20 protein-coding genes and 1 tRNA gene are annotated in these 24,681 nt (G+C 50.3%); 19 read left to right on the forward strand and 2 right to left on the reverse strand.

Annotated elements, in window-relative coordinates:
* Positions 1–23: 23 nt before the first annotated feature.
* From BGX16_RS07455 to BGX16_RS07540, 16 genes are all read left to right on the forward strand, one after another.
* Positions 24–103, forward strand: a tRNA-Leu gene (locus tag BGX16_RS07455).
* Between the two features lie 40 nt (positions 104–143).
* Positions 144–1,397 carry a trigger factor gene (gene tig, locus BGX16_RS07460; protein WP_100425485.1) on the forward strand — a complete coding sequence of 418 codons (1,254 nt, stop codon included), beginning with the start codon at positions 144–146 and terminating at the stop codon, positions 1,395–1,397.
* 18 nt (positions 1,398–1,415) lie between these two features.
* Positions 1,416–2,000: an ATP-dependent Clp protease proteolytic subunit gene (locus BGX16_RS07465; protein ID WP_100425486.1), complete on the forward strand. Its 585-nt coding sequence runs from the start codon at positions 1,416–1,418 to the stop codon at positions 1,998–2,000.
* A gap of 29 nt (positions 2,001–2,029) precedes the next feature.
* The gene (clpX, locus tag BGX16_RS07470; RefSeq protein ID WP_100425487.1) at positions 2,030–3,295 is read left to right on the forward strand and encodes an ATP-dependent Clp protease ATP-binding subunit ClpX; all 1,266 of its coding nucleotides are present in this window, start codon (positions 2,030–2,032) and stop codon (positions 3,293–3,295) included.
* A 9-nt stretch (positions 3,296–3,304) separates the two neighbouring features.
* On the forward strand, positions 3,305–5,707 hold the full coding sequence (lon, locus tag BGX16_RS07475; protein ID WP_241899491.1) for an endopeptidase La: 2,403 nt from the start codon (positions 3,305–3,307) through the stop codon (positions 5,705–5,707).
* Positions 5,700–6,419 carry a YggS family pyridoxal phosphate-dependent enzyme gene (locus BGX16_RS07480; protein ID WP_100425488.1) on the forward strand — a complete coding sequence of 240 codons (720 nt, stop codon included), beginning with the start codon at positions 5,700–5,702 and terminating at the stop codon, positions 6,417–6,419. Before lon ends, BGX16_RS07480 begins: the two co-directional genes overlap by 8 nt.
* A gap of 85 nt (positions 6,420–6,504) precedes the next feature.
* The gene (locus BGX16_RS07485) at positions 6,505–7,791 is read left to right on the forward strand and encodes an adenylosuccinate synthase (RefSeq protein WP_100425489.1); all 1,287 of its coding nucleotides are present in this window, start codon (positions 6,505–6,507) and stop codon (positions 7,789–7,791) included.
* Between the two features lie 19 nt (positions 7,792–7,810).
* Positions 7,811–8,524, forward strand: coding sequence for a Crp/Fnr family transcriptional regulator (locus BGX16_RS07490; protein ID WP_100425490.1), 714 nt, complete (start codon positions 7,811–7,813; stop codon positions 8,522–8,524).
* A 1-nt stretch (position 8,525) separates the two neighbouring features.
* Positions 8,526–9,296, forward strand: coding sequence for a PASTA domain-containing protein (locus BGX16_RS07495; RefSeq protein WP_100425491.1), 771 nt, complete (start codon positions 8,526–8,528; stop codon positions 9,294–9,296).
* A 9-nt stretch (positions 9,297–9,305) separates the two neighbouring features.
* A complete protein-coding gene (locus tag BGX16_RS07500; RefSeq protein ID WP_100425492.1) occupies positions 9,306–11,333 on the forward strand; it encodes a tetratricopeptide repeat protein in 2,028 nt (675 codons plus the stop codon).
* The gene (locus BGX16_RS07505; protein WP_100425493.1) at positions 11,330–12,049 is read left to right on the forward strand and encodes a hypothetical protein; all 720 of its coding nucleotides are present in this window, start codon (positions 11,330–11,332) and stop codon (positions 12,047–12,049) included. Before BGX16_RS07500 ends, BGX16_RS07505 begins: the two co-directional genes overlap by 4 nt.
* 19 nt (positions 12,050–12,068) lie before the next feature.
* A complete protein-coding gene (locus BGX16_RS07510) occupies positions 12,069–15,488 on the forward strand; it encodes an FG-GAP-like repeat-containing protein (RefSeq protein WP_100425494.1) in 3,420 nt (1,139 codons plus the stop codon).
* A gap of 12 nt (positions 15,489–15,500) precedes the next feature.
* Positions 15,501–16,319 carry a formylglycine-generating enzyme family protein gene (locus tag BGX16_RS07515; protein WP_100425495.1) on the forward strand — a complete coding sequence of 273 codons (819 nt, stop codon included), beginning with the start codon at positions 15,501–15,503 and terminating at the stop codon, positions 16,317–16,319.
* On the forward strand, positions 16,316–17,497 hold the full coding sequence (locus tag BGX16_RS07520) for a class I SAM-dependent RNA methyltransferase (protein WP_100425496.1): 1,182 nt from the start codon (positions 16,316–16,318) through the stop codon (positions 17,495–17,497). Before BGX16_RS07515 ends, BGX16_RS07520 begins: the two co-directional genes overlap by 4 nt.
* A 376-nt stretch (positions 17,498–17,873) precedes the next feature.
* A complete protein-coding gene (locus BGX16_RS07535; RefSeq protein ID WP_157797926.1) occupies positions 17,874–18,434 on the forward strand; it encodes a hypothetical protein in 561 nt (186 codons plus the stop codon).
* A gap of 256 nt (positions 18,435–18,690) precedes the next feature.
* Positions 18,691–20,043 (forward strand): IS5 family transposase, encoded by a 1,353-nt coding sequence (locus BGX16_RS07540; protein WP_198514820.1) that lies wholly within the window; start codon positions 18,691–18,693, stop codon positions 20,041–20,043.
* Between the two features lie 4 nt (positions 20,044–20,047).
* Here BGX16_RS07540 and BGX16_RS07545 read toward each other — a convergent pair whose 3' ends face one another.
* Entirely contained in the window at positions 20,048–20,977 is a 930-nt protein-coding gene (locus BGX16_RS07545) for a hypothetical protein (RefSeq protein WP_100425500.1), read from the reverse strand.
* A gap of 183 nt (positions 20,978–21,160) precedes the next feature.
* Here BGX16_RS07545 and BGX16_RS07550 point away from each other — a divergent pair, with 183 nt between their 5' ends.
* The 3 genes from BGX16_RS07550 to BGX16_RS07560 all read left to right on the forward strand — a co-directional run bounded on the left by BGX16_RS07550 (position 21,161) and on the right by BGX16_RS07560 (position 24,285).
* Complete coding sequence (locus BGX16_RS07550; protein ID WP_100425501.1) at positions 21,161–21,751, forward strand: nitroreductase family protein; 591 nt, start codon at positions 21,161–21,163, stop codon at positions 21,749–21,751.
* A gap of 130 nt (positions 21,752–21,881) precedes the next feature.
* Positions 21,882–22,736, forward strand: a complete 855-nt coding sequence (locus tag BGX16_RS07555) for a TIGR02147 family protein (protein WP_100425502.1) — start codon at positions 21,882–21,884, stop codon at positions 22,734–22,736.
* Positions 22,723–24,285: a LamG domain-containing protein gene (locus tag BGX16_RS07560; RefSeq protein WP_100425503.1), complete on the forward strand. Its 1,563-nt coding sequence runs from the start codon at positions 22,723–22,725 to the stop codon at positions 24,283–24,285. The genes BGX16_RS07555 and BGX16_RS07560 overlap by 14 nt, the downstream gene beginning before the upstream one ends.
* A gap of 74 nt (positions 24,286–24,359) precedes the next feature.
* Here the strand turns inward: BGX16_RS07560 and BGX16_RS07565 are convergent, their stop codons facing one another.
* Positions 24,360–24,557 carry a ferredoxin gene (locus BGX16_RS07565; protein WP_100425504.1) on the reverse strand — a complete coding sequence of 66 codons (198 nt, stop codon included), beginning with the start codon at positions 24,555–24,557 and terminating at the stop codon, positions 24,360–24,362.
* Positions 24,558–24,681 lie beyond the last annotated feature (124 nt).

Genomic DNA, 24,681 nt, shown 5'->3' on the forward strand with positions numbered 1-24,681 from the left:
TTGTATTTTTGGCATTCGAAAACGCGAGAGTGGCGGAATTGGCAGACGCGCCAGACTTAGGATCTGGTACTTCGGTGTGTGGGTTCGACTCCCACCCCTCGCATCTTTTTTTAACCCCGAGTTTTTTCACTCATGGAGATAACATGACAGCTTCGATCAAAGAAACAAGCTCTACTACTCGCAACGTTGAAATTACGATTCCGCAGGAAGCCCTGAAGGCTCCGTTCGAAAGGAAAGTGACGCATTACCGCAAGGAAGTCCAGCTGAAGGGTTTCCGCGCTGGCAATGTTCCTCGCAACATCATCATCAACCGTTTCGGTAAAACGATCCGTGGGGAAGTGATCGAAGAATTGATGAACTCCACCTTGAGCGAAGAACTCAAGAAGGCGAATATCATTCCGGTTTCCCGCGTGAAGGTCGAAAACTTTAAGGATGACGAGCAGGCAGATATTACGTTCACCGCTATCGTCGAAGTCGATCCGGAAATCGAAATCAAGGATTACAAGAACCTCGGCATCACGGTTCCGGCTGTTGTCGTTTCGGAAGAAGAAGTGAAGTCCGAAGTCGAACGCGTGCTCCAGATGTATTCTACCGCAGAATCCGTGGATCGCGAATCCAAGAAGGGCGACGTTGTTGTCGGTAACTACCTCGAAGTGAAGATCGACGGCGAAAACAAGGAAATTCCGGAAGACCGCGAATTCCGCTCTCTCCTTGGTGAATCGGCTTCTCCGGGATTTGACGAAGGCCTCACCGGCACGAAGAAGGGTGAAACGAAGGACATCCACTTTGTGTATCCGCAGGACCACAAGGACGAACAGTTCCGTGGCAAGACGGCTGACTTCAAGGTGGAAATCACCGACGTCCGCGAGATCCACGCCCCGAAGATGGACGAAGAATTCTTTAAGAAGGTTGGCGTAAAGGACGAAGCTGAACTGAAGGACAACCTCCAGACGAGCCTCCTCAACAACAAGAAGAACTCTCTCAAAAATAAGGCTGTGAACGAAGCGATCGACAAGCTCATCGAAGCGAACCCGTTCGACGTTCCGCATTCTCGCGTCATCGATCTCATCAAGTACACGCTCAAGCGTAATGCTGGCACGAACGAAGACATCGAACCGTCTGAAGAACAGCTCAAGACTCTCGAACCGGAAGCAGTCCGCGAAATCAAGAAGCACCGCATTCTCGAATTTATCGCCAACGCTGAAAAGCTCAAGCCGACTCAGGCTGCTGTCGATGCTCGCATCGAAGAAATCGCCAAGGCTTACGGCGTGGACGCCAAGTCCTTGAAGGACCACTTCCGCCAGTCCGGTCGTTCTGTCGCTCTCCGCGAAGAACTCCGCATTGAACTTGCCGAAAATCTGATCGTCGGCATTCAGCAGGAAGAAGAAGCCAAGTAACTTTTTAGGGGAAAATTCATGGTCATTCCAACAATCATTGAAAACACCGGTCACGGTGAACGCGCTTACGACATTTATTCGCGTCTTCTCAAGGAACGTATCATTTTCTTGGGTACGCCGATCAATGATGAAGTCGCAAATAATGTGATGGCGCAGATGATCTTCTTGGAATACGAGAATCCCGAGAAAGACATCACTTTGTACATCAACAGCCCGGGTGGCTATGTGTCGGCGGGTCTTGCTATCTACGATACGATGCAGCATATTCGCCCGAATGTGGCGACGATCTGCGTCGGTGATAGCATCTCTATGGCGGCAATCCTTCTTGCATCGGGAACGAAGGGCAAGCGTTATGCTCTCCCGCATTCCCGCATTATGCTGCACCAGCCTTCGGGCGCGGTAACCGGTCAATCGACCGATATCCAGGTGCATGCGAAGGAACTTGTTCGCACGCGTGAAATGCTCACGAAGATTATCGCGGAACACTCCGGTCGTTCGATCGATGAAGTCCGTGAAAAAACCGAACGCGACTTCTTCCTCACTCCGGAAGAAGCTCTTGAATTCGGCGTCATTGATGAAATCTTCAAGCCGCATAAGGCGTAAGTGAAATCACGAGCATAAAGGCTGATTCGATGTATAAAAACGGAAAGAACCATACTCAGATTACCTGCAGTTTTTGCGGAAAGCCTGCGGAACAGGTCGCAAAGATGATTTCTGGCGCGAACGTCCACATTTGTAACGAATGTGTGTCGGCGTGCTACAATCTTCTTTTGGACGACTTTGCGAAAGAGGCTTCCAAGGCTCGTGCGGAAACCGCTCAGGCTCCGCTCCCGACTCCGAAGGAATTGAAGGCTCACTTGGATGAATTCGTCATCGGTCAAGACGATGCGAAGATGGCTCTCTCTGTGGCTGTATACAACCATTATAAGCGTTTGCGTTACCAAGACGTGAATGCTGGGAAAAAGGAAAAGGACGATGTCGAAGTGGAAAAGTCGAACCTGCTCTTTGTCGGTCCGACGGGTAGCGGTAAGACTCTCCTTGCTCAGACGCTTGCCCGATTCCTGAACGTTCCGTTTTCCATTGCGGACGCTACCGTTTTGACGGAAGCGGGATATGTCGGCGAAGATGTGGAAAATATCCTCGTCCGTCTTCTGCAAGCTGCGGATTACGACGTGGCTCGTGCAGAACGTGGCATCATCTTTATCGATGAAATCGATAAGATCGCCCGTAAGACTGCGAACCCGTCGATTACCCGTGATGTTTCCGGAGAAGGTGTTCAGCAGGGTCTTTTGAAGATTCTCGAAGGCACGACGGCACAGGTTCCGCCGAAGGGTGGGCGTAAGCATCCGGAACAAAGTTTAGTACAAATTAACACTCGCAATATTCTGTTTATTTGCGGTGGCGCTTTCGAAACTCTCGATAAGATTATCGCGCACCGTGTGAACCAAGGCGGAATGGGCTTTGGCGCGGACATCCGTTCGGAAAAGGACAATTCCTTGTCGAAGCTCTTTAAGCTTCTTGAACCGGATGATTTGATTCGCTTCGGCCTCATCCCGGAACTCGTCGGTCGTTTGCCGGTTGTGGTTTCTTTGGAAGAATTGGATGCAAATGCTTTGAAGCGCATCTTGACGGAACCGAAGAACGCCATCGTGAAGCAGTATGTGAAGCTCTTCAAGATGGACGGTATCGAGCTGTCCTTTACGGATGACGGTATTTCTGAAATCGTCAATTTTACGATGGAACGCAAGACAGGTGCTCGCGGACTCCGCTCGGTGGTGGAACGTACCCTGCAGAAAGCGATGTATGAACTGCCGGGCTCGAAGACAAAGAAGCTCGTGGTGGATGCCACGCTTGTTAAGAAAGCTCTGTCGCAAGGCGATAAGAAAAACGTCGCCTAAGGATTTTGTTTGAAAAAATCGATCCCTGATACTGAAAATTTGCTTGAGACCGTTGCACTGGATTTGTCTCATGATTTTCCATTGCTCCCGTTGCGTGACGCTCTGGTGACTCCGGGTTCTTCGACGCGTGTTCTTGTGGGACGTGAAATTTCCCAGAATGCGCTCCAGGCCTCTCGCGCCTATCACGATTTGATCCTGCTCGCTTTGCAGCCGGATCCGGATAAGGAAGCGGTATCTCCAGAAGATTTGCCGCTCGTGGGGATGCTTGCCCATGTGCAGTCGGTTTTGCCGCTTCCGAACGGTTGCTGGCGTGTTCTTTTGGAAGGGGTCGTCGTGGTGGACCTTGTCCATCCGGAAAAGCTTGACGAACGCAATTATTTCTCCTCGAAGATTTCTCTGCGCCTTTATCCTTCTGTCGAAGAATCCCTGACGAAGCTTGTGCTTGCGGAAGGCGTTCGGCTGTTTGAACAGTATGCGGACGTGCAGAATCTTTCGGTGGATATCGTTGCCGATGTGAAGTCGAAGGGAGAAGCCTTTGCGACTTACATGGCGATGCTTCCGTTTGTGCGCATTTCCCCAGCCCAAAAGCAGAAGGCTTTGGAGCAGGAAACCTTGGACGGCCTAGGCCGTACGATCAACGCCTATTTGCAGGCGGCTCTCGATGCGGAACGCGTTGTGGAACATGTGCGTGATGACGTGCAGCAGAAAATGCAGCAGAATCAGAAGGACTGGTTCATCAGCGAACAGATCCGTATGCTGCAGAATGAAATTTCGGACGGCGATACCGACGAAGTGGAAAAGCTTGTGCAGAAAGTGAAGGAGAAGCACTTCTCCAAGGCAATCCAGGAAAAGCTTGACGAAGAATTTGCCCGCATGCGTTTGATGCAGCCGGCAAGTCCCGAATATGCGGTGTCCCGCAACTACATTGATTGGTTCCTCGCCATTCCTTATGGCGTCTATACGGATACCGATCTCGACCTGAAAAAGGTCAAAAAAAATTTGGATTCGAAACATTTTGGTCTCGACAAGGTCAAGGAACGTATCCTTGAATACGTCGCTGTACTCAAACAGACCAAGGCGGAAAACAAGGCTCCGATTATTTGCCTCGTGGGTCCTCCGGGCGTTGGCAAGACGACGCTTGTGCGTTCGATAGCGGAATCCCTTGGCCGTAACTTTGCCCGTGTGACTCTTGGCGGTGTTCAGGACGAAGCGGAAATCCGCGGTCACCGTCGCACGTATATCGGTTCCATGCCGGGCCGTTTTGTGCAGGCTTTGCGCCATGCGAAGTGCATGAACCCGGTCATTTTGCTCGACGAAATCGACAAGATGGGCAACGATTACCGTGGCGATCCGGCGAGTGCGATGCTCGAAGTTTTGGACCCGGAACTCAACCCGGAATTTGTGGACCATTTTATGGAAGTGGGACTCGATTTTTCGAAGGTGCTGTTCATTGCGACCGCAAACTCCGAAGCAACGATTCCGGCCCCTCTCGCAGACCGTATGGAAGTGGTTCGTTTGCCGGGCTACTATCCGCATGAAAAGCTTTCGATTGCGAAGGATTACCTCGTTCCGAAGGCGCTCAAGAATTGTGGCGTGGAAGACAAGGATTCCATCGTTTTCGATGATGATTCGATCAAAACGATTTTGCGCGAATACACCCGTGAAGCGGGCGTGCGTGAACTCGAACGCATGGTGGAAACCATTGTGCGCAAGCGTGTGAAGGAAACGCTTATGGGCAAGTCGGGTAAGCTTTCGCTCACCCCGAAGCTCGTGGAAAAGTATCTTGGCGTTCCGCGCTTCTTGAGCAACCGTTTGCCGCAGCCAGGGCATTTTGGCGTCATCACGGGCCTTGCCTGGACATCGGTCGGCGGGGAAATCCTTTTAATTGAAACGAAACTGCTCTCGGGCCGTGGAAATTTGCTTTTGACGGGTAAGCTCGGCGACGTGATGAAGGAATCTGCGCAGATCGCTTTGAGCCTTGTCCGTGAAAGACTTTTGCGTTTTGACATTGACCCGGCGATGGTTCGCAAGACGGATATTCACATTCACGTTCCGGAAGGCGCTGTACCGAAGGACGGGCCTTCTGCGGGTATCGCCCTTACGCTTTCGCTGCTTTCTGCGTTTACAAGAACTCCGGTTTCGCCGGATATCGCTTTTACGGGCGAAGTGAGCCTTTCCGGCGACTTGCTCCCGATCGGCGGTTTGAACGAAAAGGCTTTGGCGGCTGTGGATGCAGGCGTGAAAACGCTCTACTTGCCGAAGCAGAATGAAAAAGATATTGTTGAATTGCCTACGACTGCAAAGAAAGGCCTGAAGATTTATACGAAAGAACACATCGACGATTTGATTTCTATTCTTTTCCCGAAGGCCAAGAAAAAAGCGGTGCGGGCAAAGAAGGAAAAAAATGTCTGAGCGTACTTTAGAAGAAATGCGCGTTGCTTACGAAGCTTTGGAAGCTCGGATTGCAGACGCTTGCAAACAAAGTAATCGTCCAAGAGAAAGCGTTCTCTTGGTGTGGGTCTCCAAATTCCATCCGCTGGAAGCTGTAGAAAATGCTCTGCAGCTCGGTGCGACGGATTTCGGTGAAAACCGTGTCCAGGAAGCCGTGGAAAAGTTCTCGGTCAAACGTCCGGGCGTGCGCTGCCATGTGATTGGCCCGGTGCAGTCGAATAAGCTGCGCCATGCGGCAACTGTTGCGGATTGCATTCATTCCGTCGCCGATGTCAAATCGGTGCTAAAGCTCGAACGCATTTGCGGCGAACTTGATAAGACTCTCGATATTCTGTTCCAGGTGAATACTTCGGAAGAAGATACGAAGAGCGGCGTTTCGATGGCAGAAGCGGAACAGTTCTTGCTTTCTCTCCCGGAAGCTCCGCATTTGCGTTACAGAGGCCTGATGACCATCGGTAAAAATACGGGTGTCGCGGAAGATTCTCGTGAAGGTTTTGCCTTTTTGCGCCATTTGCGCGATAAAATGCTCGCCCGTGGCGGCGTCTTTCAGGATTTTACCGAGCTTTCGATGGGAATGACCGGGGATCTCGAAGTCGCAATCGAAGAAGGCGCGACGATGATTCGCGTGGGAACGGCCCTTTTTGGGGAACGCGTTTACCCGCCCAAGATTTAGTTTTCTAGTTTTAAGGCGAAAAAGGGGCTTGGAAAAACCTTGCGCCTTCCTTTCGCGTTTTCTTTTTAATCATTGAGAAGGATATATGCCAAATCGTGTTGTTATCGGATCCCAGTGGGGTGACGAAGGAAAAGCCAAGATTGTTGATTTTCTCACGCTTGACGCAAACGTAATCGTTCGTTTCCAGGGTGGCGCTAACGCTGGCCATACCGTTGAAGTGGGCGACAAGAAGTTCGTCTTCCATTTGATCCCGTCTGGCATCATGCACGAAAACAAGCTTTGCGTGATCGGTAACGGCGTCGTTCTCGATCCGATCCAGACCTTGGCCGAAATTGAAGACCTCCACACGCAGGGCATTCAGAATCCGGAAGACCGTCTTGTGATTGCGGACAACGCTCATGTCGTTCTCCCGTATCACACGGCTCTCGACAAGGCGAAGGAAAAGAAGGCGGGGAAGGCCGCTATCGGTACCACGGGTCGTGGCATTGGTCCGTGCTACAGCGACAAGGTGAATCGTATCGGTGTGCGAGTCGGCGACTTGATGGATGAACGCGAACTCCGTCCGCGCGTCGAAGCCATGGCCAAGATTCACAATGAAGAATTCCGCGTGATGTATGACGTTCCGGAAATTGATCCGGAAAAGGTAATCCGCGATTACCTTGAACTCGGTCAGAAGATTAAGCCGTTCGTGCGAGATGTGAGCGCAGTCCTTCACCAGGCTTTGAAGGAAGGCAAGCATTTGATTTTTGAAGGCGCCCAGGGCACGATTCTCGATGTCGACCAGGGTACGTACCCGTATGTGACTTCGAGCAACACGGTTGCTGGTTATGCCAGCTGCGGTGCCGGCGTAGGCCCGACGGCGATTGACCAGGTTGTCGGCGTGGTCAAGGCTTATACGACCCGCGTGGGTAACGGTCCGTTCCCGACGGAACTTTTGGACGAAACGGGTGACAACCTTCGCAAACTTGGCAACGAATACGGCGCTACCACGGGTCGTAACCGTCGTTGCGGTTGGTTTGACGCTCCGGTCGTTCGCAAGGCTGCCCTCGTGAACGGTTTGACCCACCTCGCTATCACAAAGCTTGATGTTCTCGACTCGTTCGACGAAATCAAGGTTTGCACGCATTATGAATGCGATGGGGAAAAGATTGATATCTTCCCGAATCAGCTTTCCAAGATCGGCCGTTGCAAGCCGGTTTATGAAGTGCTCCCGGGTTGGAAGCAGGATACGACGAAGTGCAAGACCTGGGACGAACTCCCGGAAAATGCAAAGAAGTATCTTGAAGAAATGTCGAAGCTCGTCGGTGTGAAAATCGGGATGGTTTCGATCGGTGCGCATCGAGACGAAAGCATCGTCATCGATCTCAAGTAATTCGATTAGGAGGACGTTTATGGCGGACGAAAACAGCATTGAACTTTTGAAGGGAGTGGACCTTTTTTCGGAACTCTCGGAAGATCAATTGTCTCAGTTGGCGTCGCTCGTCATTACGAACGATTACGGGCGCGACGAAACGATCATTCTGGAAAAGGATGAATCGACGCGAGCTCTATTCTTGATTGCGGATGGCGAAGTTAAAGTCTACGTGACGGGTACCGATGGAAAGGAAACAATCCTTACGCTCCTGTCGCGTGGAGACTCTTTTGGCGAAATGTCTTTGATCGACGGCGAACCTAGGTCCGCTTCGGTCAAGGCTGTTCAGCCGACTAAAGTGCTGATCATTCGCCGAGAACACTTCTTAGAACTTTTGAGAACGACGCCGGAACTCGCTACGGGCTTGCTCATGCAGATGAGCCGTCGTCTTCGCAATGCCAATCGCCAGATAGGTTCTCTTGCAACGATGTCTGTGTACGGACGTGTGGCAGGAACGATCTTGAGCTTGATTGAAGATCGCGGCGTCCGTATTCACGGTCGCAACGGTGAAATGGTAACGGTGATCCGTAACCGTCCGACGCAGCAGCAGTTTGCGGAAATGTCCGGTACGACGCGTGAAACCGTGAGCCGTGTGTTCTCGACGTTATCCCGCAATGGAACGATTTCGCTGATGGGCAAGGATCTGGTGATTTCGGAAGAAAGCAAACTTCACGATTTGAACCCGAAGGACTAGTATGGAAGGTCAGCCGGGCAAGGAAAATTTCATTCACCGTATTCTTCGGACGAAGCCTTGGGCTTACGCGCTGCTTTTGCTGGCGGTCGTACTTATTTTGTGCGCAGTCGTTTTCGATAAGATTGCGATGCCGATTGTGGCACGTTCCTATGTCGAAGAAAAGACCGTCCCGGCACTTGAAGGCTTGGACAGCTTGACCGCTGTTCAGAAGGCGACGGAAGCGGGCTTTAACGTTCTCTTTGCCAAGGAACGCGAATACAGCAAGACCTATGACGTGGATCTCGTGATGCGTCAGAATCCGCTCGCCGATCAGAAGTCGAAGCCGGGTCGCACCATCCATTTGACGATTTCCGATGGCTTGCACCAGTTTACGGTTCCGGATCTCTTTGACAAGAACGGTTCGGAAGCGGTTGTCGCAATTGAGAAGGCTGGCTTGAATATGGGCCTCACATTCTCTATGCCGCATACAAATGTCAAAAAGGGCAAAGTCGTTCGCACGAATCCTTCGGAAGGTTCCTTGGTGCACAAGGGCGATACGGTGGACGTGTTCCTTTCTTCGGGCCCGAATGGGGCGAAGGTGGAATTGCCGGAAGTCGTTGGAAGTCGTTTGACGGAGGCTCTTTCGAACTTGCGCTCGGCCGGTTTTATTATCGGCAAAACGGAACGTCGTAAAAATTCCGGAGAACAGTCCGGTCGGGTTTTGAAACAGGATCCTGCTGCGGGTTCTGTCCTTTCGGCGGGCTCCCGTGTAAATCTTGTCGTTGCGGAGTAAGGGGATTTCATGCGTCTGAAGCTTCTCGCATTTTTTTTGCTGAGCTTAGCCATTGTAGCCTGTAGCGGTTCGAAACAGGTCGCGGTGCGGCAGGCGCCTGCAAATTCGACGCAAGAAGAAGCGAAGAAGCCGCGTTACCCGGTCAAAATGGACAGTGCGGAACTTTTGCGTTTGCAGATAGCGCACAGTTCCTATTTGCGCGCTCTCGCTTTGCAGAATCAAGGGGAATATGCGCTTGCGGAACAGTTCATGCGCCATGCGTATGAAGCGGATCCGGAAAACCGCTATTTGGCTTTCTCCGTTTTGGAATTGATGAAAATGCGCGGAGGCTCTGCAGAAGCGGCAGCCCTTGCAGAAAAAGCCAAAAATTTGAAAGGCAAACGGACGAGCAATCAGTACGCGCTTTTAGGGCGCGTGTATAGCGAACAGTCGAATCTGGACAGTGCGCTTGTCTATTATAAGAAGGCACTCGATTCGAGTGACCAGAACGTTCACGCCGCATACGAATATTCTTTGCTGCTTGAAATCGTTCACAATTACGATGAACTGATTCGCGTTTATGGAATCCTTTTGCCGCAGATTGGATATCCGCAGTCGATGCTCGAACGCCAGATTTCTCTGCTTGCGAATGCGAAAAAGGATTCGGCGTTGGCGGACCTTTTTGGGGAAGCCTATGAAGCCCGCGGGGACCGCATCTTTTTGGAAAATCAGATCCGTCTGCTGTTTGGCATGAAACGCTTTGAAGAAGCGGTGGGGCGTGTGAATGAATTCCGCGCGGATTCGGCTTTTGCAGATGACTCCCTTTCGATCGCCTTTTTGACGGCAGCTTATATCGGGCTCAATCAGGATTCCGTGATGGTGGATTCCTTGAAGGAAATTTACAAGCGTCATCCGGATAGACTTCACGTTTTGATGAATCTCGCCCTGCTAGAAACGAAACTCGAAAAGAAGGACCAGGCTTTGGTTCACTGGAAGCGCCTTTCGACAGCGGATAAGTATGCGGCAAGTGCCTATGGCATGCTCAGCGCCTATGCGATGGAAGATAAGGATTCCGTCAAGGCTTTGGAATATTTGGAAAAGGCTTATGAACATGAGCCTATCGCTTATCGCAACGCATTGCTTGTGCGCTATGCGAATGCAAAGGCTTATCAGAAGGCTTACAAGGTTTTAGACAAAGCGTTGCTTCCTAGTCCGAAACTGGATACTCTCCGCGCCAAGGTGCAGGAATCGGGCGACTTGGAAGAGCTTCGCAAATTCGATGCGGCGGCGACCCTCGACGTGGCGAGCGTGCATTATGAATATGGCTCCTTCTTGCAGATGAATGCGGAAGAACTGGAACGCTCTCCGACGACTCCGGAAAAATTGGACCAGGCGAAGCTTTACCGTAAAAAAGCGGACGACCATTATTTGGAAGCGGCCAAGATCGGCGGTGAATCGCAGAACCTGCTCTTTGCCTACGGTTCGAATCTTTTGATGCTCCAGCAGATCGATTCCGCGATTGTCGTCTTCAAGAAGATTTTTGAAAAGTATCCGCAAGATGCGATGGCGAAGAATCACTTGGGCTATTACCTCGTGGACTTGAATCGCAACGCTGAAGAATTGAAATGGGGAAGCTCCCTGATCGATGAAGCTTTGAAATTGAGTCCGTCGAATGTGGCATATATGGATTCGAAGGGTTGGGCTTTGTATCGCTTGGGCAAGTATCCGGAAGCGTTAATGATGATGGAACAGGTGGAAACAGCGGAAGATTCGCTGAAGGAAATGTTCTACCAGGATACTTCGATTTATTCGCACCTCGCTGCAATCTGCCAGGCGCTTTCTTTGAATAAGCGAGCTTTGGATTATTACCAGCGCGTTCTGAATATCGATCCGAAGAATGAAAATGCGAAGAAGCAGATTGAAGTTTTGAAGCAGGCGATTCAAAAATCCAAAGAAGAAGAGTCTGTGGAAAAGCTTGCCGAGGACGCAAAAACAGTACCTGCGAACGAACCCGCCAAGGTTCCCGCTGCAGAAAAGGATTCCGGTAAAACGCCTTGAAAAAGTTCTTCCCTTTACTCGCGATCTTTGCTCTTGCTTGGATGTTTATCGGTTGCGGACCGCGTTTGGCAAAGGGACCCGCAGAATCTTTGGAAGTGCACCTTCCGGACAGTCTCAAGGCAAAATTCTCGATTGAAGTGAACGATTCCGTGGAAGGTTCGCATTCGCTTTCGGGCGTTTTGTTTGCGGTGCCGTACAAGCGTTATCGCATGGAATTTTCGGGGCCGATGGGCATTGGCGTCGCTTCTGTTCTGTGGAGCGATACGGGTTGGACCTTGACGGTTTCGACGCGAAAGACTTATGCGGTCGGCAAGGGCTACGTACTCGGTGGCTTTGCTGGGATTCCGGTCTTTGACATTCACCAGATTGCGGCTTTCTTCTGGGGAGTCACTTTGCCCCACGGCGGAACGATCGATTCAACTCTGGATTCTTTAGAGAATCAGAAAATCTACGGGACAAATGCCTTTGGAATGCCTTTTGTGGCGACGCGGAATGCGGACGGTCGCATTGTGGAACTTTCTCAAGGGCCGGAACGCTTGGAATTTGTCGATTATGCAGAATTTGGAACTCTAGTGGCGCCTGCGGAAACGCGTGCTTATCGAGAAGGACGAAACGTACTTTCCATTCGCATTAAAAAGGTCCAAACGGATGCGGAATGGGGAAGCGGTACGTGGCGCCTGCCGGTTCCCGAAAATTATCAACTTTTGAAAGATTAGGATTTTGTAGTTTTTGAATATGAGACGTTTTTTCTTTTTCGCCTGGCTCGCCCTTTTTGCGTCTTCCTTTGCGGTGGACACGCTTGAAATTTTTGCGTTGCGTGTGCAGTTCTTGCAGGAATCTCCGGACAATTCCTTGACGACGGGAACGGGTCGTTTTGACTCGGACAGTGATACTTCCAATGCGAACTACAGCTTGGATCCGAGCGGTCACCGTGCGAGTGCCGCGTACTGGCAAAAGCATTTTGATTTTGCAAATAATTATTACAAGGCGGTGAGCAACGGAAACCTGGTGATCAAGGCTCGAATTTTTCCGAGTGGAGAGCCTTATACCGTTGACCATTACATTATCGATTACAACCGTACCGCCAAAAAGAAAGGCGAAAAGACCGCGGAGTTTGATGAAGCCCGTAGCCGTGACTACATGAATTTTATTTGGGACGCGGTCACTGAAGCGAACCAGTCGAAGGATACGCTTGACAATCCGTTTATCGTTCCGCAGTCCAAGAATTCGAATACCAAGCGAGCCTTTATGATTATTCATGCGGGCGCGAGCCGTTTGCTCGACGGCGGCAGCATGGGAACGAATAATGCGGATACCCAAGGCGATTTCATGGACGTCTATGTGACGCAGAATTTTTGGAGCTATCTCGATTCGACGGATACGACCCGAAACTGTGCCAAGGATTTGAATGGCATGATCATTCCGAATGCGACGTTCGATACGCTGAAGACGATGATGGTGACGAGCGAAACCGCTTCGCAGGATGGTTTGAACTGGGGCATTAACGGGACAATCGTTTACCAGATCGGTCGAGAACTCGGCATGCCGAATACCTATGATGTGGTGCAGGGAATTTCCCGTTTGGGCTATTTTGATGTGATGGACTTTGCCGGTTACAATGCGGGCAACGGCTTTTTTCCTGTTTTGCCTTCTGCATGGGTGCGTTCTTACATGGGCTGGACGAAGCCTGTGACGGTTTATCCGCCGAGCTCGGGTTCGATTACGGAGAATATCGTGGCGGCGGGCTCTGGAAACGGAACGGAAGTGGTGAAGGTTCCGCTTTCTTCGAATGAATATCTGTTGATTGAAAACCGGGAGCGTTCGCTGGGCGATTCGGCAAGGATTGCGGTTTCGTATGTACCGGCTTCGGATGTGGCAGCGGAAGCGGATTATGAAATCGTGACGAAGGTTTACCCGGTCGATAGTTTGCACGTTGCCTTTGAAGACAGCACTTGCGATTCGAAGGGGAAGAATTGCGTGAAGAACAAGAAGAAGCTGAACGGTGTGATTGTGAACCTTTCTTCTTTTGACGCGGGAATTCCTTCGAGCGGCATCGCCGTATGGAAGGTGAACGATTGGTATTTGAGGGAAGGCTTGCCCTATGGCGTTGCGAACTTCTGGGGCGGCGATACGGTGCGCGATCACCAGTATGGCATTATGCTTGCGGAAGCGGACGGCATTCTTTCGATCGGTAAAACGTTCAAGAATGCGCTCGGCCAGGATACCTATGATTACGGTTCCGGTTCGGATTTGATTCCGCATGTGCGGCAGGGTAAAGATTCGCCAAAGGATACGGTCTGGTCGATTAAACCTTCGGGCTACGGCAATACGGCGACGACAACAGGCGGCTATACGGGCATTACCGTGACCGCGAAAAAGGCGAAGGGTTATCACAAGGAAAAAACGGCAAACGCTTTTATGGGTGATAGCGTGGTGAACTTTGCCGCCGCTTCGATTCCGGTGACGATTTCCTGGGCTTCGAATTCTTTGATTTCCGGCTCCGAGTTCCCGAAGAATGTCGGTTTGAATGCGGCTGTCCGTGGCGCTGTGGCGCTCGATTATCCGGAAGGCATGGCGGTCGGTGAAGGCGAAAAGTTGATCGTCTTTGGCGCGGCGGACGGAACGCTTCAGGTGATGACGGCTTCGGGAAGCGCTTTGATGGAAAGCGATACGACCGTCAAGACGTCGATCCTTTCGAATGCAGATTCGACAGAAACGGTTTCGCTCTACCGCTTGGGAAGCTCTTATGGAAATCTCATCGGCATAGCAGCGGTGAAGGATTCCGTGTTCAGCTTGCATCAAAAGAAAGGTCTCGTTCGCACCGTGCTTTCCTCTGCAATCGATCAGGTTCAGTATGACCGCGAACTCGCTTCGCTGAAGGCGCCTGTAATCGGGCCGATGATTCGAAACGGTTACGTCTATGCTGCGGACTCGAACAAGCTTTACCGCTTCAAAACTTCGAACCTTTCGAAAGTGGAATCCTTTAACTTGCCGCAAAACTTTATTCCGCATGATATGGCGCTTTGCCCGGACGGGGAATCAGACAACATCGCTCTCGTCGGTAGGAATGCAGAAATGGCGCTGTACAAAGGCGATGAAGGCCGTGTGCAAAAGCTCGCCTCTCCGAAGATTGCGAATCAGAATTGGATCAGCGTGAAAAAGCAGAGCTTCCGCGTTGCGTGCTCGGACTTTGACCGCGACGGCCGTTCTGAAATGTTTGTGCTCGGCAGTCGCGGCTATGCGACGATGGTCCGAGCAAACGATTCCGCAACGGTCCTCTTTGCTCCGCGTTCCTTGAAACGTGGAAACGATGGAAAAAACGCTTTGGATGAAGAAACCTCTCCGATTGCCATTGGCGACGTGAATGGCGACGGTTATCCGGATGCGGTCTTTGTCGGTTACAATTTGGTTTATGCTCTCGACCGTTCGGGCGTTGTGCTTTCGGGCTTCCCGGTGACGGTAACGAAGAATTTGCCGGAGTATTCCTTCCTTTCGGATCCGCTGGTGATGGATGTGACGGGGGATTCGCTTCCGGAAATTCTCATTGGAACGAATGGCGGCATGCTGATGGCGTTTAATTCCAAGGGCAAGGCTGTTACAGATGGCTTCCCGATTTCGGCGGGCAACTTTGAATATGGCGAAACGGTTTACCCGCTGACGTTCTTTGTGGACAAAACGATGGATTCGCTTTCGACGCCTCAGGTTTATGCGTTCCAGCGCCATTCCGCTTCGGGATATAACCTGGCAAAGGCTTCGACGCATTCGGACGTGATGGCAAGATCCTGGAGCATTCCGGGGGCTGGTTATGAACGCTCGAACTTCTTTGACGCTTCGAAGCTTCCGGAACCTGTGGCGAGCGATTCTGTGGAAAGCATTGAAGAATTCTTTGTGTATCCGAACCCGGTGCGCGGAGGTGTCGCGAATGTGCGTTATACGCTCGGCATGAATGCAAAGTCTACGACACTTGAATTTTACGACATCACGGGCCTTTGCGTTTTTTCGAAGAAACTTGGGGCTGCTAGCAAGGGCGCAAATCAAGCAGACCAGTTGGACATTTCTCGCTTGGGCAGTGATGTTTACACGGCGCGTTTGAAGGTGAAGTTCACCTCGGGCAAAAAGAAAGAAAAGCTCTACCGCGTAGGCGTTGTCCGCTGACGGAGGTGCAAGATGCGCAACAGGAAATTCAAAGTCGCCGCCTTTGTTCTTGTAAGCATGCTTGGCGCCTGTTCTTCTCCGACGAACGGGGAAACGGGCGGCTTGGATTGCCCGGAATGCGACATCAAAACGAGTTCCGCTTCGAACACGAGTTCTTCGATGGAAACGTCTTCGGGGTCTAACAGTTCTTCGGGTTCAAACACATCCTCGAGCTCGGTAACGTTGTCCGTTTCTTGGATTAAAACTTCTGAATTTTCGGTTTCGCAAACGGAAATTACCCAAGCCGATTACGAAGCTTTGATGGGAACGCTTCCGACGCAGATGGTAAAAGCTAAAGGCGATTCTTTTCCGGTTTCGAATGTGAGCTGGTACGATGCTGTTCTTTTTGCCAATGCGTTTTCCAAACATTTAGGACTCGACACCGCTTATTCTTATACCTCAGTGAATGCGGGGAATAAAATTGTGGGACTCCGGACGGACTTAGAAGCGAACGCCGTTCGGCTTCCGACAAAAGCGGAATGGCAGGTGGCAGCTCGTGCGGGGTCTTTGGATACTTATTACTGGGGCACGGCAAAAGCTTCGGATTATGCACAGTACAACAATTTGACGGATGCGTATCAGCTTGTGGGGCAAAAGTTGCCAAACGCCTGGGGACTTTATGACGTTTCCGGAAATGTTGCCGAGTGGACAAACGATACGGCTCTCTGCGGCGGAAATTGGACGTCGGTAGCGAAGGAAATCGCTTTGGACGCCTATGAAAAACATCTTCCGGATTACGCTTCGACAACGACCGGCATCCGTGTTATTCTTATTTCAAAGAACGAACCATGATCACTTTTTCGAATGCTCTCCGGGAATCGATGCCGAAGACTCTTTCGAGCCTTCCGCTTCTTTCGATTGCCATTTTGGATTATAAAGATGAACTCGCAGTGAAGAACAAAGCCTTTGCCTTGTTCTGCGAAAAAAACGGTTTACCGTCGCCGGAAGAAGTGATCGCAAGCCCGCTTCCTAGAAATTACCGCACAACGACCAAACGCCGCGCCATTTTTGAAAACGGTGAATTCTCTTTGGCATTTGGCGAAGACGATCGTTCGGAATATGCGGAACCCCTTGAACCGGAAGAACATCTTGCCATTTACAAGCTCGTCGAAGGCTATTTGAAAAAGCCGGTTTTTAAGGCTCTTGCCGAAGCGATGAACTGGCTGATTATTCGAGGCTCTTACAAGCGTCGCACGGTCATCTTTAACGTGCATGAGATGAACGCTTCTGTGGTGCGCAAGTTGAAGCTCATGGGCGAACATTTGACCGCCTCGGAGCTCGGCGTTTTTTCGGCTCACGTTTACTTTGACCCGACCTGTTCCGACTACTATCTGGAAGCCCGACGTCCGACGAACGCGCTTGCGTTCAAAACGCTTTACGGCCCCAAGGATCTTTCGCTTGACTTGGGCGATATCCGTTTGAAGTATCCGGTTACAGGCTTTAGCCAGATCAATGAATCGCAGATTCCGAATCTGCTTTCGAAGGCAAAGGAACTTTTGCAACCGAATGCGGAAGAGCACATGCTTGATCTCTACTGCGGTTATGGACTTTTCTCTCTTGGCATCGGCAAAAATGCGAAGTCCACTTTTGGTGTGGAATGGGAAGGCCCTTCGATTGAATACGCGAAGAACAGTGCGCGATTCCTGAAACGGATGAATGCGAAATTCCTTGCGGGAAAAATCGACGCCGAATTTGTGGAAAAGAAAATTCCGAAGTTTCGCGAACCGGAAGTCATTCTACTGGATCCGCCGCGCAAAGGCGTGGAACAGGGCGTGATTTCGGCTCTTGCCAAAAGGAATCCGAAACGCGTTCTGCATGTGTTCTGCGGTACGGATGAAATACCGCGTTCCGTAAACCAGTGGCGCATGGCCCATTATCAAGTTTCGAAAATTCAACCGCTGGATCTTTTTCCGGGAACTCCGCATTTGGAAACGGCTGTCTTGATGACGAAAGCGGATGTGCGAAAGTAAACGTGACGTAAAAGCCGGAAAGGAATTGCGCGATGCGTTGCCCTTAAACGAATTCGGCGTCAATGGGTTACCTTCGGGGAACTGGAATTTATTTTGTGCGTATTCCGCAAAAAAGGCTGCCCGGAGGGCAGCCTTGAACATTAAATGCGAATTTCTTTTGGGCTAGACTTTGATTTTTTGGGCGCTAATCACGACACTAGTTCCCTTAGTACTTGGTGTAATTTTGATTTCCACGAGATATGTATAATCGGATGTTTCCAATTGATAGATTGTTGTGCCACTTTTGTCGCTTACCAACATATAGTCCGCATTTTGCAATGCTGATTTTAATGAATTGACAAATGTTGTCAACGCGGCGTCTAATTGCAAATAGCCCTTGCTCGCCTTCCAGATGGTGGTGTCCACGGTAGACAAATCGCTTTTCGAGAAATTGGCGAACTCCTCCAAAAAGTCCAAATGTCCATCGTTAAATACCGCTTCCGAAGCGGAAGACATCACGATCACGCTTGAGCTGAAAGGCACCTCGCTGCTGCTGGAGAACACGGCGCTTGAGCTGGAAGGCTCCTCACTGCTGCTGGAGAACACAGCGCTTGAGCTGGAAGGCACCTCGCTGCTGCTGGAGAACACGGCGCTTGAGCTGAAAGGCACCTCGCTGCTGCTGGAGAACACAACGCTTGAGCTGAAAGGCACCTCGCTGCTGCTGGAGAACACAACGCTTGAGCTGAAAGGCACCTCGCTGCTGCTGGAGAACACAGCGCTTGAGCTGGAAGGCTCCTCGCTGCTGCTGGAGGACGAAGCACTGCCGAAGGAAGAAAAATGCTGGATGATCCAGTGGTGGCCAATATCCTCACAATCGGACTGGATAATGGATTTCACCAAGGACTGTTTAGAGACATCCACATCGAGGAATGAAAATTCTATAAAGCCATGGCCGTAACCAGTTTTTACCTTAGCATTTTTGAACAACTCCATATAGGGATGCGAGGATTTGAGACCGGTAAGCTCCGCCACCTTGGCCCAATCGCCAGCGTTGCTCGCATCGTCAATTGCATCCACAATGGTTTTTTCGCTTTCTATATAGTCGTCCCTTAAAATCCCGCCCAGCCCGCATAACTATTGGGAAAAACTGATTTCTACCCTGTGAAAATATTGCAAGGTTTTCTAAAATATGATTGAAAACCTTGCAATTTTTTATGTACAGACCGCCAAAATCCCACGCACAGACAAGCCTTTTCTGTTCCCTTGAGGAGCAGTTGAACCACAAGCATTCCCTCTACGTTCTCGCGAACAAGATTGACTGGAACAAGTTCGAGACCGAGTTTTCGAAACGGTTTGACGACAAAATGGGTGCGCCGAACAAGCCGATCCGTCTCATGACCGGGCTCATCATCCTGAAGCACATCCGCAACGTATCGGACGAGTCCGTCGTGGAGCAGTTTCAGGAAAACGCCTATTACCAGTATTTTTGCGGAGAACGGTTCTTCTCGACGGAGCAACCCTGCGACCCGAGCGAACTTGTTCACTTCCGGCACATGATTGGCGAAGCGGGCATGGACATGATCCTCAAGGAAAGTATCCTCGTCAACGATGACCACGATAAACAAGGACCGACAGGATGCGGCACGGTCTTTCTTGACACGACCGTGCAGGAAAAGAACATCACGTTCCCTACAGACGCCAAACTTGCGAACAAGATAATAGAACAGGTACAGAGGATCGTGGAAGAGCATGATCTTCCGCAAAGACAGTCCTACAAGAGAACCTTGAAGAAGGTCCATCGTGACCAGCGTTTCCGCAATCACCCGAAGAACGGCAAGAAGGCTCACAAGGCAGATCGCAGGCTGAAGACAATCGCGGGACGGCTCGTCCGTGAATTAGAGCGAAATCTCGCCAGCAAGAACTTGTTGAACACGTACAAAGAAAAAATCGAGCTTTTCAAAAAAGTTCTGGCACAGAAGAAATGCGACAAGGACAAGGTCTATTCGCTTCACGAACCCGAAGTAAAATGCATCGGCAAGGGCAAGGAACACAAGAAATACGAGTTCGGCAACAAGGTGTCAATCGCCCGGAGCTACAGCGGCATCATTGTCGGCGCGGTCTCGTTCCGGGACGAGTATGACGGACATACGATAGACGATACGCTTGACCATGTTGAACAAATGCTTGGATTCAGGCCGAGCCAGGCCGCATGCGACCGAGGCTACCGCGGACAAAAGGAATCCGGAACGACAAAGATCGTGATACCGGACGTCCCGAAGAAAAACGCGACTTACTACCAGAAGGAAAAGGCTCACAAGCTTTTTTGCAAGAGGGCAGGCATCGAGCCTATCAACGGCCACCTGAAAAGCGACCACCGTATGGGTAGAAATTTCTACAAGGGAATCTTTGGCGACATGCTCAATGCAAAGCTTGCAGCAGCGGCGTTCAACTTCAAGAGGGCCATGAGGCGCTTTTTTGTCCTGTTGGAATGGCTATACTGTTGCTTCCTTTGCCGGGAAGGGGTGAATAAAAACGGCGAACCTCCTTATCCTGCGCTCGCGAAGTGACTTTTTAAGGGTCAACTATATAATTTTGATAAGCAAACTGAAGCTCCAGATTTAGTTTCTCATCGGGGCTGCCCGGTCCGTTTGACCAGAGGCGAGCCTTTGGTTGTGGGGCGATGGTTTGATCCAAACAGCCGTACAGATTCACTTTATATACGTTGCAAAGCTGATCTTCTCCATCTTTGGTCAAGTATTGCGTAATGGCGCTGATATTTGCCGGGGAGTTCGGCATTTTTATGCGCGTTACCGCCCAGGGACCATAAGCTTTGGTGGAATCGATGCTTAGAGAAATATGTCCGCCATTTTTTACTATGTCGCACAAAATGGAAGTAGCATCTTCGTCGCTTTCTTCACAAACTTTCGTAGTATCGTTCAATGTGCTTTCCATCAATGCAGCTTGCTCAATCATCTCTTTGATGTCCGTCTGATAAGCGTTGCCGATGAAAGCCGAGTAATAGCTGGCTTGTTGAAATTTCTCCACAACCACCGAATCGCCTTCGATGTAAAACGAGGAGTTTGAAATGGTGTCATTTGGGCATTGCTTAATATATTCCCTCGGTGTCGCCGAACTGCTCGAAACCGTTGCGGAACTACTGCTTTCTTTGGTGCTGGAGCTGCTCAAGATGGTGTCTGCAGCCGAGGAACTACTCGGTTTCTTTCCCGACGAGGAGGAAACGTCCGAAGTATCCGTTGCGGAGGTGTCCGTTCCTGTCGTGTCGCCAACGAGAATCCATTTGCCGTCTTCGCAAAAGTAATCCGCGGAATCGCTTTCCACGTAGAGCGTGTCTCCGGCGATTTTCTCGGTGCATTCGGGTAGGTCGTCTTTCGTGCTGAAGATGTCCTGGTCCTTGCTTCCCGAACTGCTGTCTTCTCCGCAGGCGAAAAGGCTCAAGAGAGCTGCGCCCGCAGCGACTTTTTTCAAGGTGAAAAGTTTCATATTCTCTCCATTGTGATGATTTTAAGCTGTTTAAAATGTAACAATTATCTGTATTTTTTACTTACACTTTTACAAAGTGAACCTCTACCCTCAGTCAGAGCTTGGTTTCTGAATTTTGAATACCCCATATTCCGCACTCCAAACCTCATACTGCTCCCTCAAGTCAAAACCTATATTTAAGAAATGAACACCTTCGATTGCATTTACTCCCGTCGTAGCACCCGCCGTTACAAGCAGGTCCCTGTGGAACTGGAAAAGGTACAAAAGGTTATCGAAGCGGGGCGCTTTGCTCCGAGCGGTGGAAATAACCAGTCCGCGCACTTTTTTGTGATTCTCAAAAAGGATGTGATTCAAAAGCTCGTAGCTCTGGTGGAAAAAGCCTTTGCCAAAATGGAAGTGACGGAAGGCATGTACAAGAGCTTGCGCAATTCGATTTTGCAGTCGAAAAAAGGCGGCTATGTTTTTTGCTATGACGCTCCGGTTTTGATCATCGTTGCGAATCAAAAGGATTACGGCAACAACATGGCGGATACCGCTTGTGCAATCCAGAACATGATGCTCGAAGCGAATGAACTCGATTTGGGAAGCTGTTGGATCAATCAGCTCCGCTGGCTGAACGAAGATCCGGATCTGCTCGCGTACTTGCAGGAACTCGGCATGCATGAAGATGAACGGGTTTACGCGTCGGTAATTATCGGATACCCGGAAACGGAAGACGGTTTGCCGCTTCGCAAGGCGTTGGACCGCAAGGGCAATGAAGTGACTTGGATCTAGTTGAACGGCGAGTCAAAGGTCTAGCCGTGTAAAATTTTATATAAATCGGAGAAGGGGCGCTCTTTTTATTTTTGCGTATTGCTTAAGGTTTTTGACTTTTAGTGTGTAAAAATTTATTTTTGAACTTGATATGTCGGCGATAGATAAATTGTTTGATTACGACGATTACCGCCGTTTTCTACAAGATTATTTTGACGAGCAGAAAAAGATGCGCGCCGTTTTTTCGCATCGCTTTTTTGCAGCCAAGGCTGGCTTCCGTTCTTCATCTTATTGCCTGAACGTGATTCGTGGACGTTTCAATCTGACGCCAAAATCCATTGAAAAAATGACGAAGGCGATGGGCCTTGGTCGTCGGCAGTCCAAATATTTTTCTGCCCTGGTGGAATACAATCAGGCAAAGCGCAGTGATGAGCGTGAAAGTGCTTGGGATGAAATTATCCAGATCCGTTCGCAGAACGAATTCTCGCATGTTTCCCACGATCAGAAGGAATATTTTTCCAAGTGGTATTATCCGGTTTTGCGAGAACTCGTGGTGCATTCGGATTTTGACGGTGACATGATGCACTTGGCGCGGTCTGTGGAACCTTCCATTTCGACGGAAGAGGCCCGGGTGGCTGTCGATAACATGCTCCGCTGGGGACTGATTCAAAAGGATAAATCCGGTAAGTACAAAAGTACCGCTTTGATGCTTGACGCCAAACAGGTTTCTCCGATGGATTTGCGTCAGATTCGCCGGGAATATGTGCAGCAGGCGATCGGTTCTGTTGAAACGAAAAAGCCTTCTGAACGTTTTGCAACGTTTACTACTCTCGCGATGAGTGAAAAATCCTATGATTATGCGGTGAAGGTTTTGGAAGAAGCGCGTCGGAAAATTATCGCAAAGGCATCGGATGATCCGATTGTCGATAAGGTTTACGAGATGATGGTCGTTGCGTTTCCGATGAGCAAAAAATTAGAGAAGGAGACGAAAAATGAAGCTGAGTAAAAATTGCTTTGTTAGTTTGTTCGTAATCCTTTGCGGTGTATGGGTGAGTTGTAGTGATGATCACCGGAATGCGGGCGGCGTAACGGATATCGGAAATTCGATTGCAGGTACGGTGACGCTTGCGGACGGTGTGACGCCGGCGGTTGCGGCCCGTGTTGTTGCCTATGCGGATTCCTGGGAAAGCGCTGGAATTTTAGACTCGATCGAAACCGCGACGGATAGCCTTGGACGCTTTACTTTGGACGATGTGCCACGTGAAATGCAGGTGCTGTATGTCTCGAAGGATGCGGAAAATTATCTCGCCCGTGTGGTGAAGGATTCGGTGGATTACATTCTAGGCAACTCCAAGTCTTTGACGGGCTCAATCGCGGAACAGACGATGGGCAAGGTGCGTATTGTCGGTACGAGCCTTGAAGCTTTTTTGGATTCAAATGGAAACTTTGCGTTTGACGCAGTGCCGTATGGAGAGCTTTCGCTCGTTTATGTGAAGGATGGAGCATCCCTTGCGCATTATGAATTTGCAACATCGGAGTCGGACTCGGCAGAAATGCTTCTTCCACCGCTTGCCGTTTCCGAAAATGGAGATTCTGTTCTTGTGATTGCGGAAGTGCCGGAAGGCACCGCTCCAGATCCAGCTGATTCTTTGACGGTAATTTCTGTTGAACTTTCGGGCGCTCCGATGGAAACACTTTACGGCTTTGTTCTTCCGGTGAAGTTCAACGATAAAATCGATTTTGAAAAATTCTCGGATCCGGCAGCTTTTCAGGTTCTTTCTGAAGACGGTGCGGAATTGAATTTTGAAGTCGACTACTGGACGCCTTCTGCATCGCAGGGAGTGCTCTGGGTGCGCCTGGATTCTTTGCCGGCGGGAACGCAACGGGTGGACCTTTCGCTCGCATTGCGGGAAAAGCCTTTGGCTCCGCAGGGAGCATTCCTAGAAGCGGATTCGGTGATGGCAAGTTTGCACATGAATGGAGACGCGACGATTCATGCTGCGACCGATTCCGATGCCGCTTACGGAATCATCGGTTACGGGGCGACGCTTTCCGCAGGGCAGTATATTTCTCTCGATTCGATGAATCCTTGTTCGGGGGATTTTACGCTTTCCGTTTGGGCATTGTGGAACGGCGACAACGGCAATCATCAGATTCTGTTTGCCAAGCGTGCTTCTTGGGCGGACTCGACTCTTTTCCAGTGGTACTTTGAAGCGAACTCCGGTGTGTTTGCGGTGTACGATGTTCTGCACTGGGATTCCTTGCCGGGAGTTTCTTTGAAGGCGGATTCGACGCAGTGGAAAATGCTCAGTCTCGTTTCGAAGAACGATTCCGTTTCGATGTTTGTGAACGGTAAACGGGTCAGCGAGCCGATAGCCTTTCAGCCGCGAGAATTGGATATGGCCCTTCCGTTCCGCGTAGGCGGTAATGACGTAGAAGATGAAACGTGGAACGGGTCGTTGGATGAAGTCCGCGTGGTGAGCAAGGCCCGGTCTGCGGAATGGTTGCGCTTGGAGTATGAGACCCAGTACGCGGCGAAGAATTTACCGGACTGATGCTCTTGTTTAAAACAGAAAAGCGGTTCCTGGATGGGAGCCGCTTTTCTGTTTTTTTGACTTAGGAAAGAAGATTATTCGTACTTGATGACCTGAGCCGGGCAGCCTTCTGCCGCGTTCTTGATGTCTTCTTCGTACTGGCTGTAATCAACGCCTTCGTTCACCTTCATTTTTTCGGGGACGGAGAACACTGCGTCGCAGACACCTTCGCAGGCGCCGCAAGAGATGCATTCGCTGGCGGATTCATCGAGCCAAACCTTTTTAATTGCCATAGATCTTGCCTCTGGTTATGAATGTGCCAAAACGACGAATTCTAGCACATTCGGGTGGTTGTTTCTTTGAATATAGTAATTCTTGCATGGAAAAGGAGGCGAAAATTCTCAAAAATCCGTGTCG

Source organism: Hallerella succinigenes (assembly GCF_002797675.1).
In the GTDB taxonomy this organism is placed as follows: Bacteria; Fibrobacterota; Fibrobacteria; order Fibrobacterales; family Fibrobacteraceae; genus Hallerella; species Hallerella succinigenes.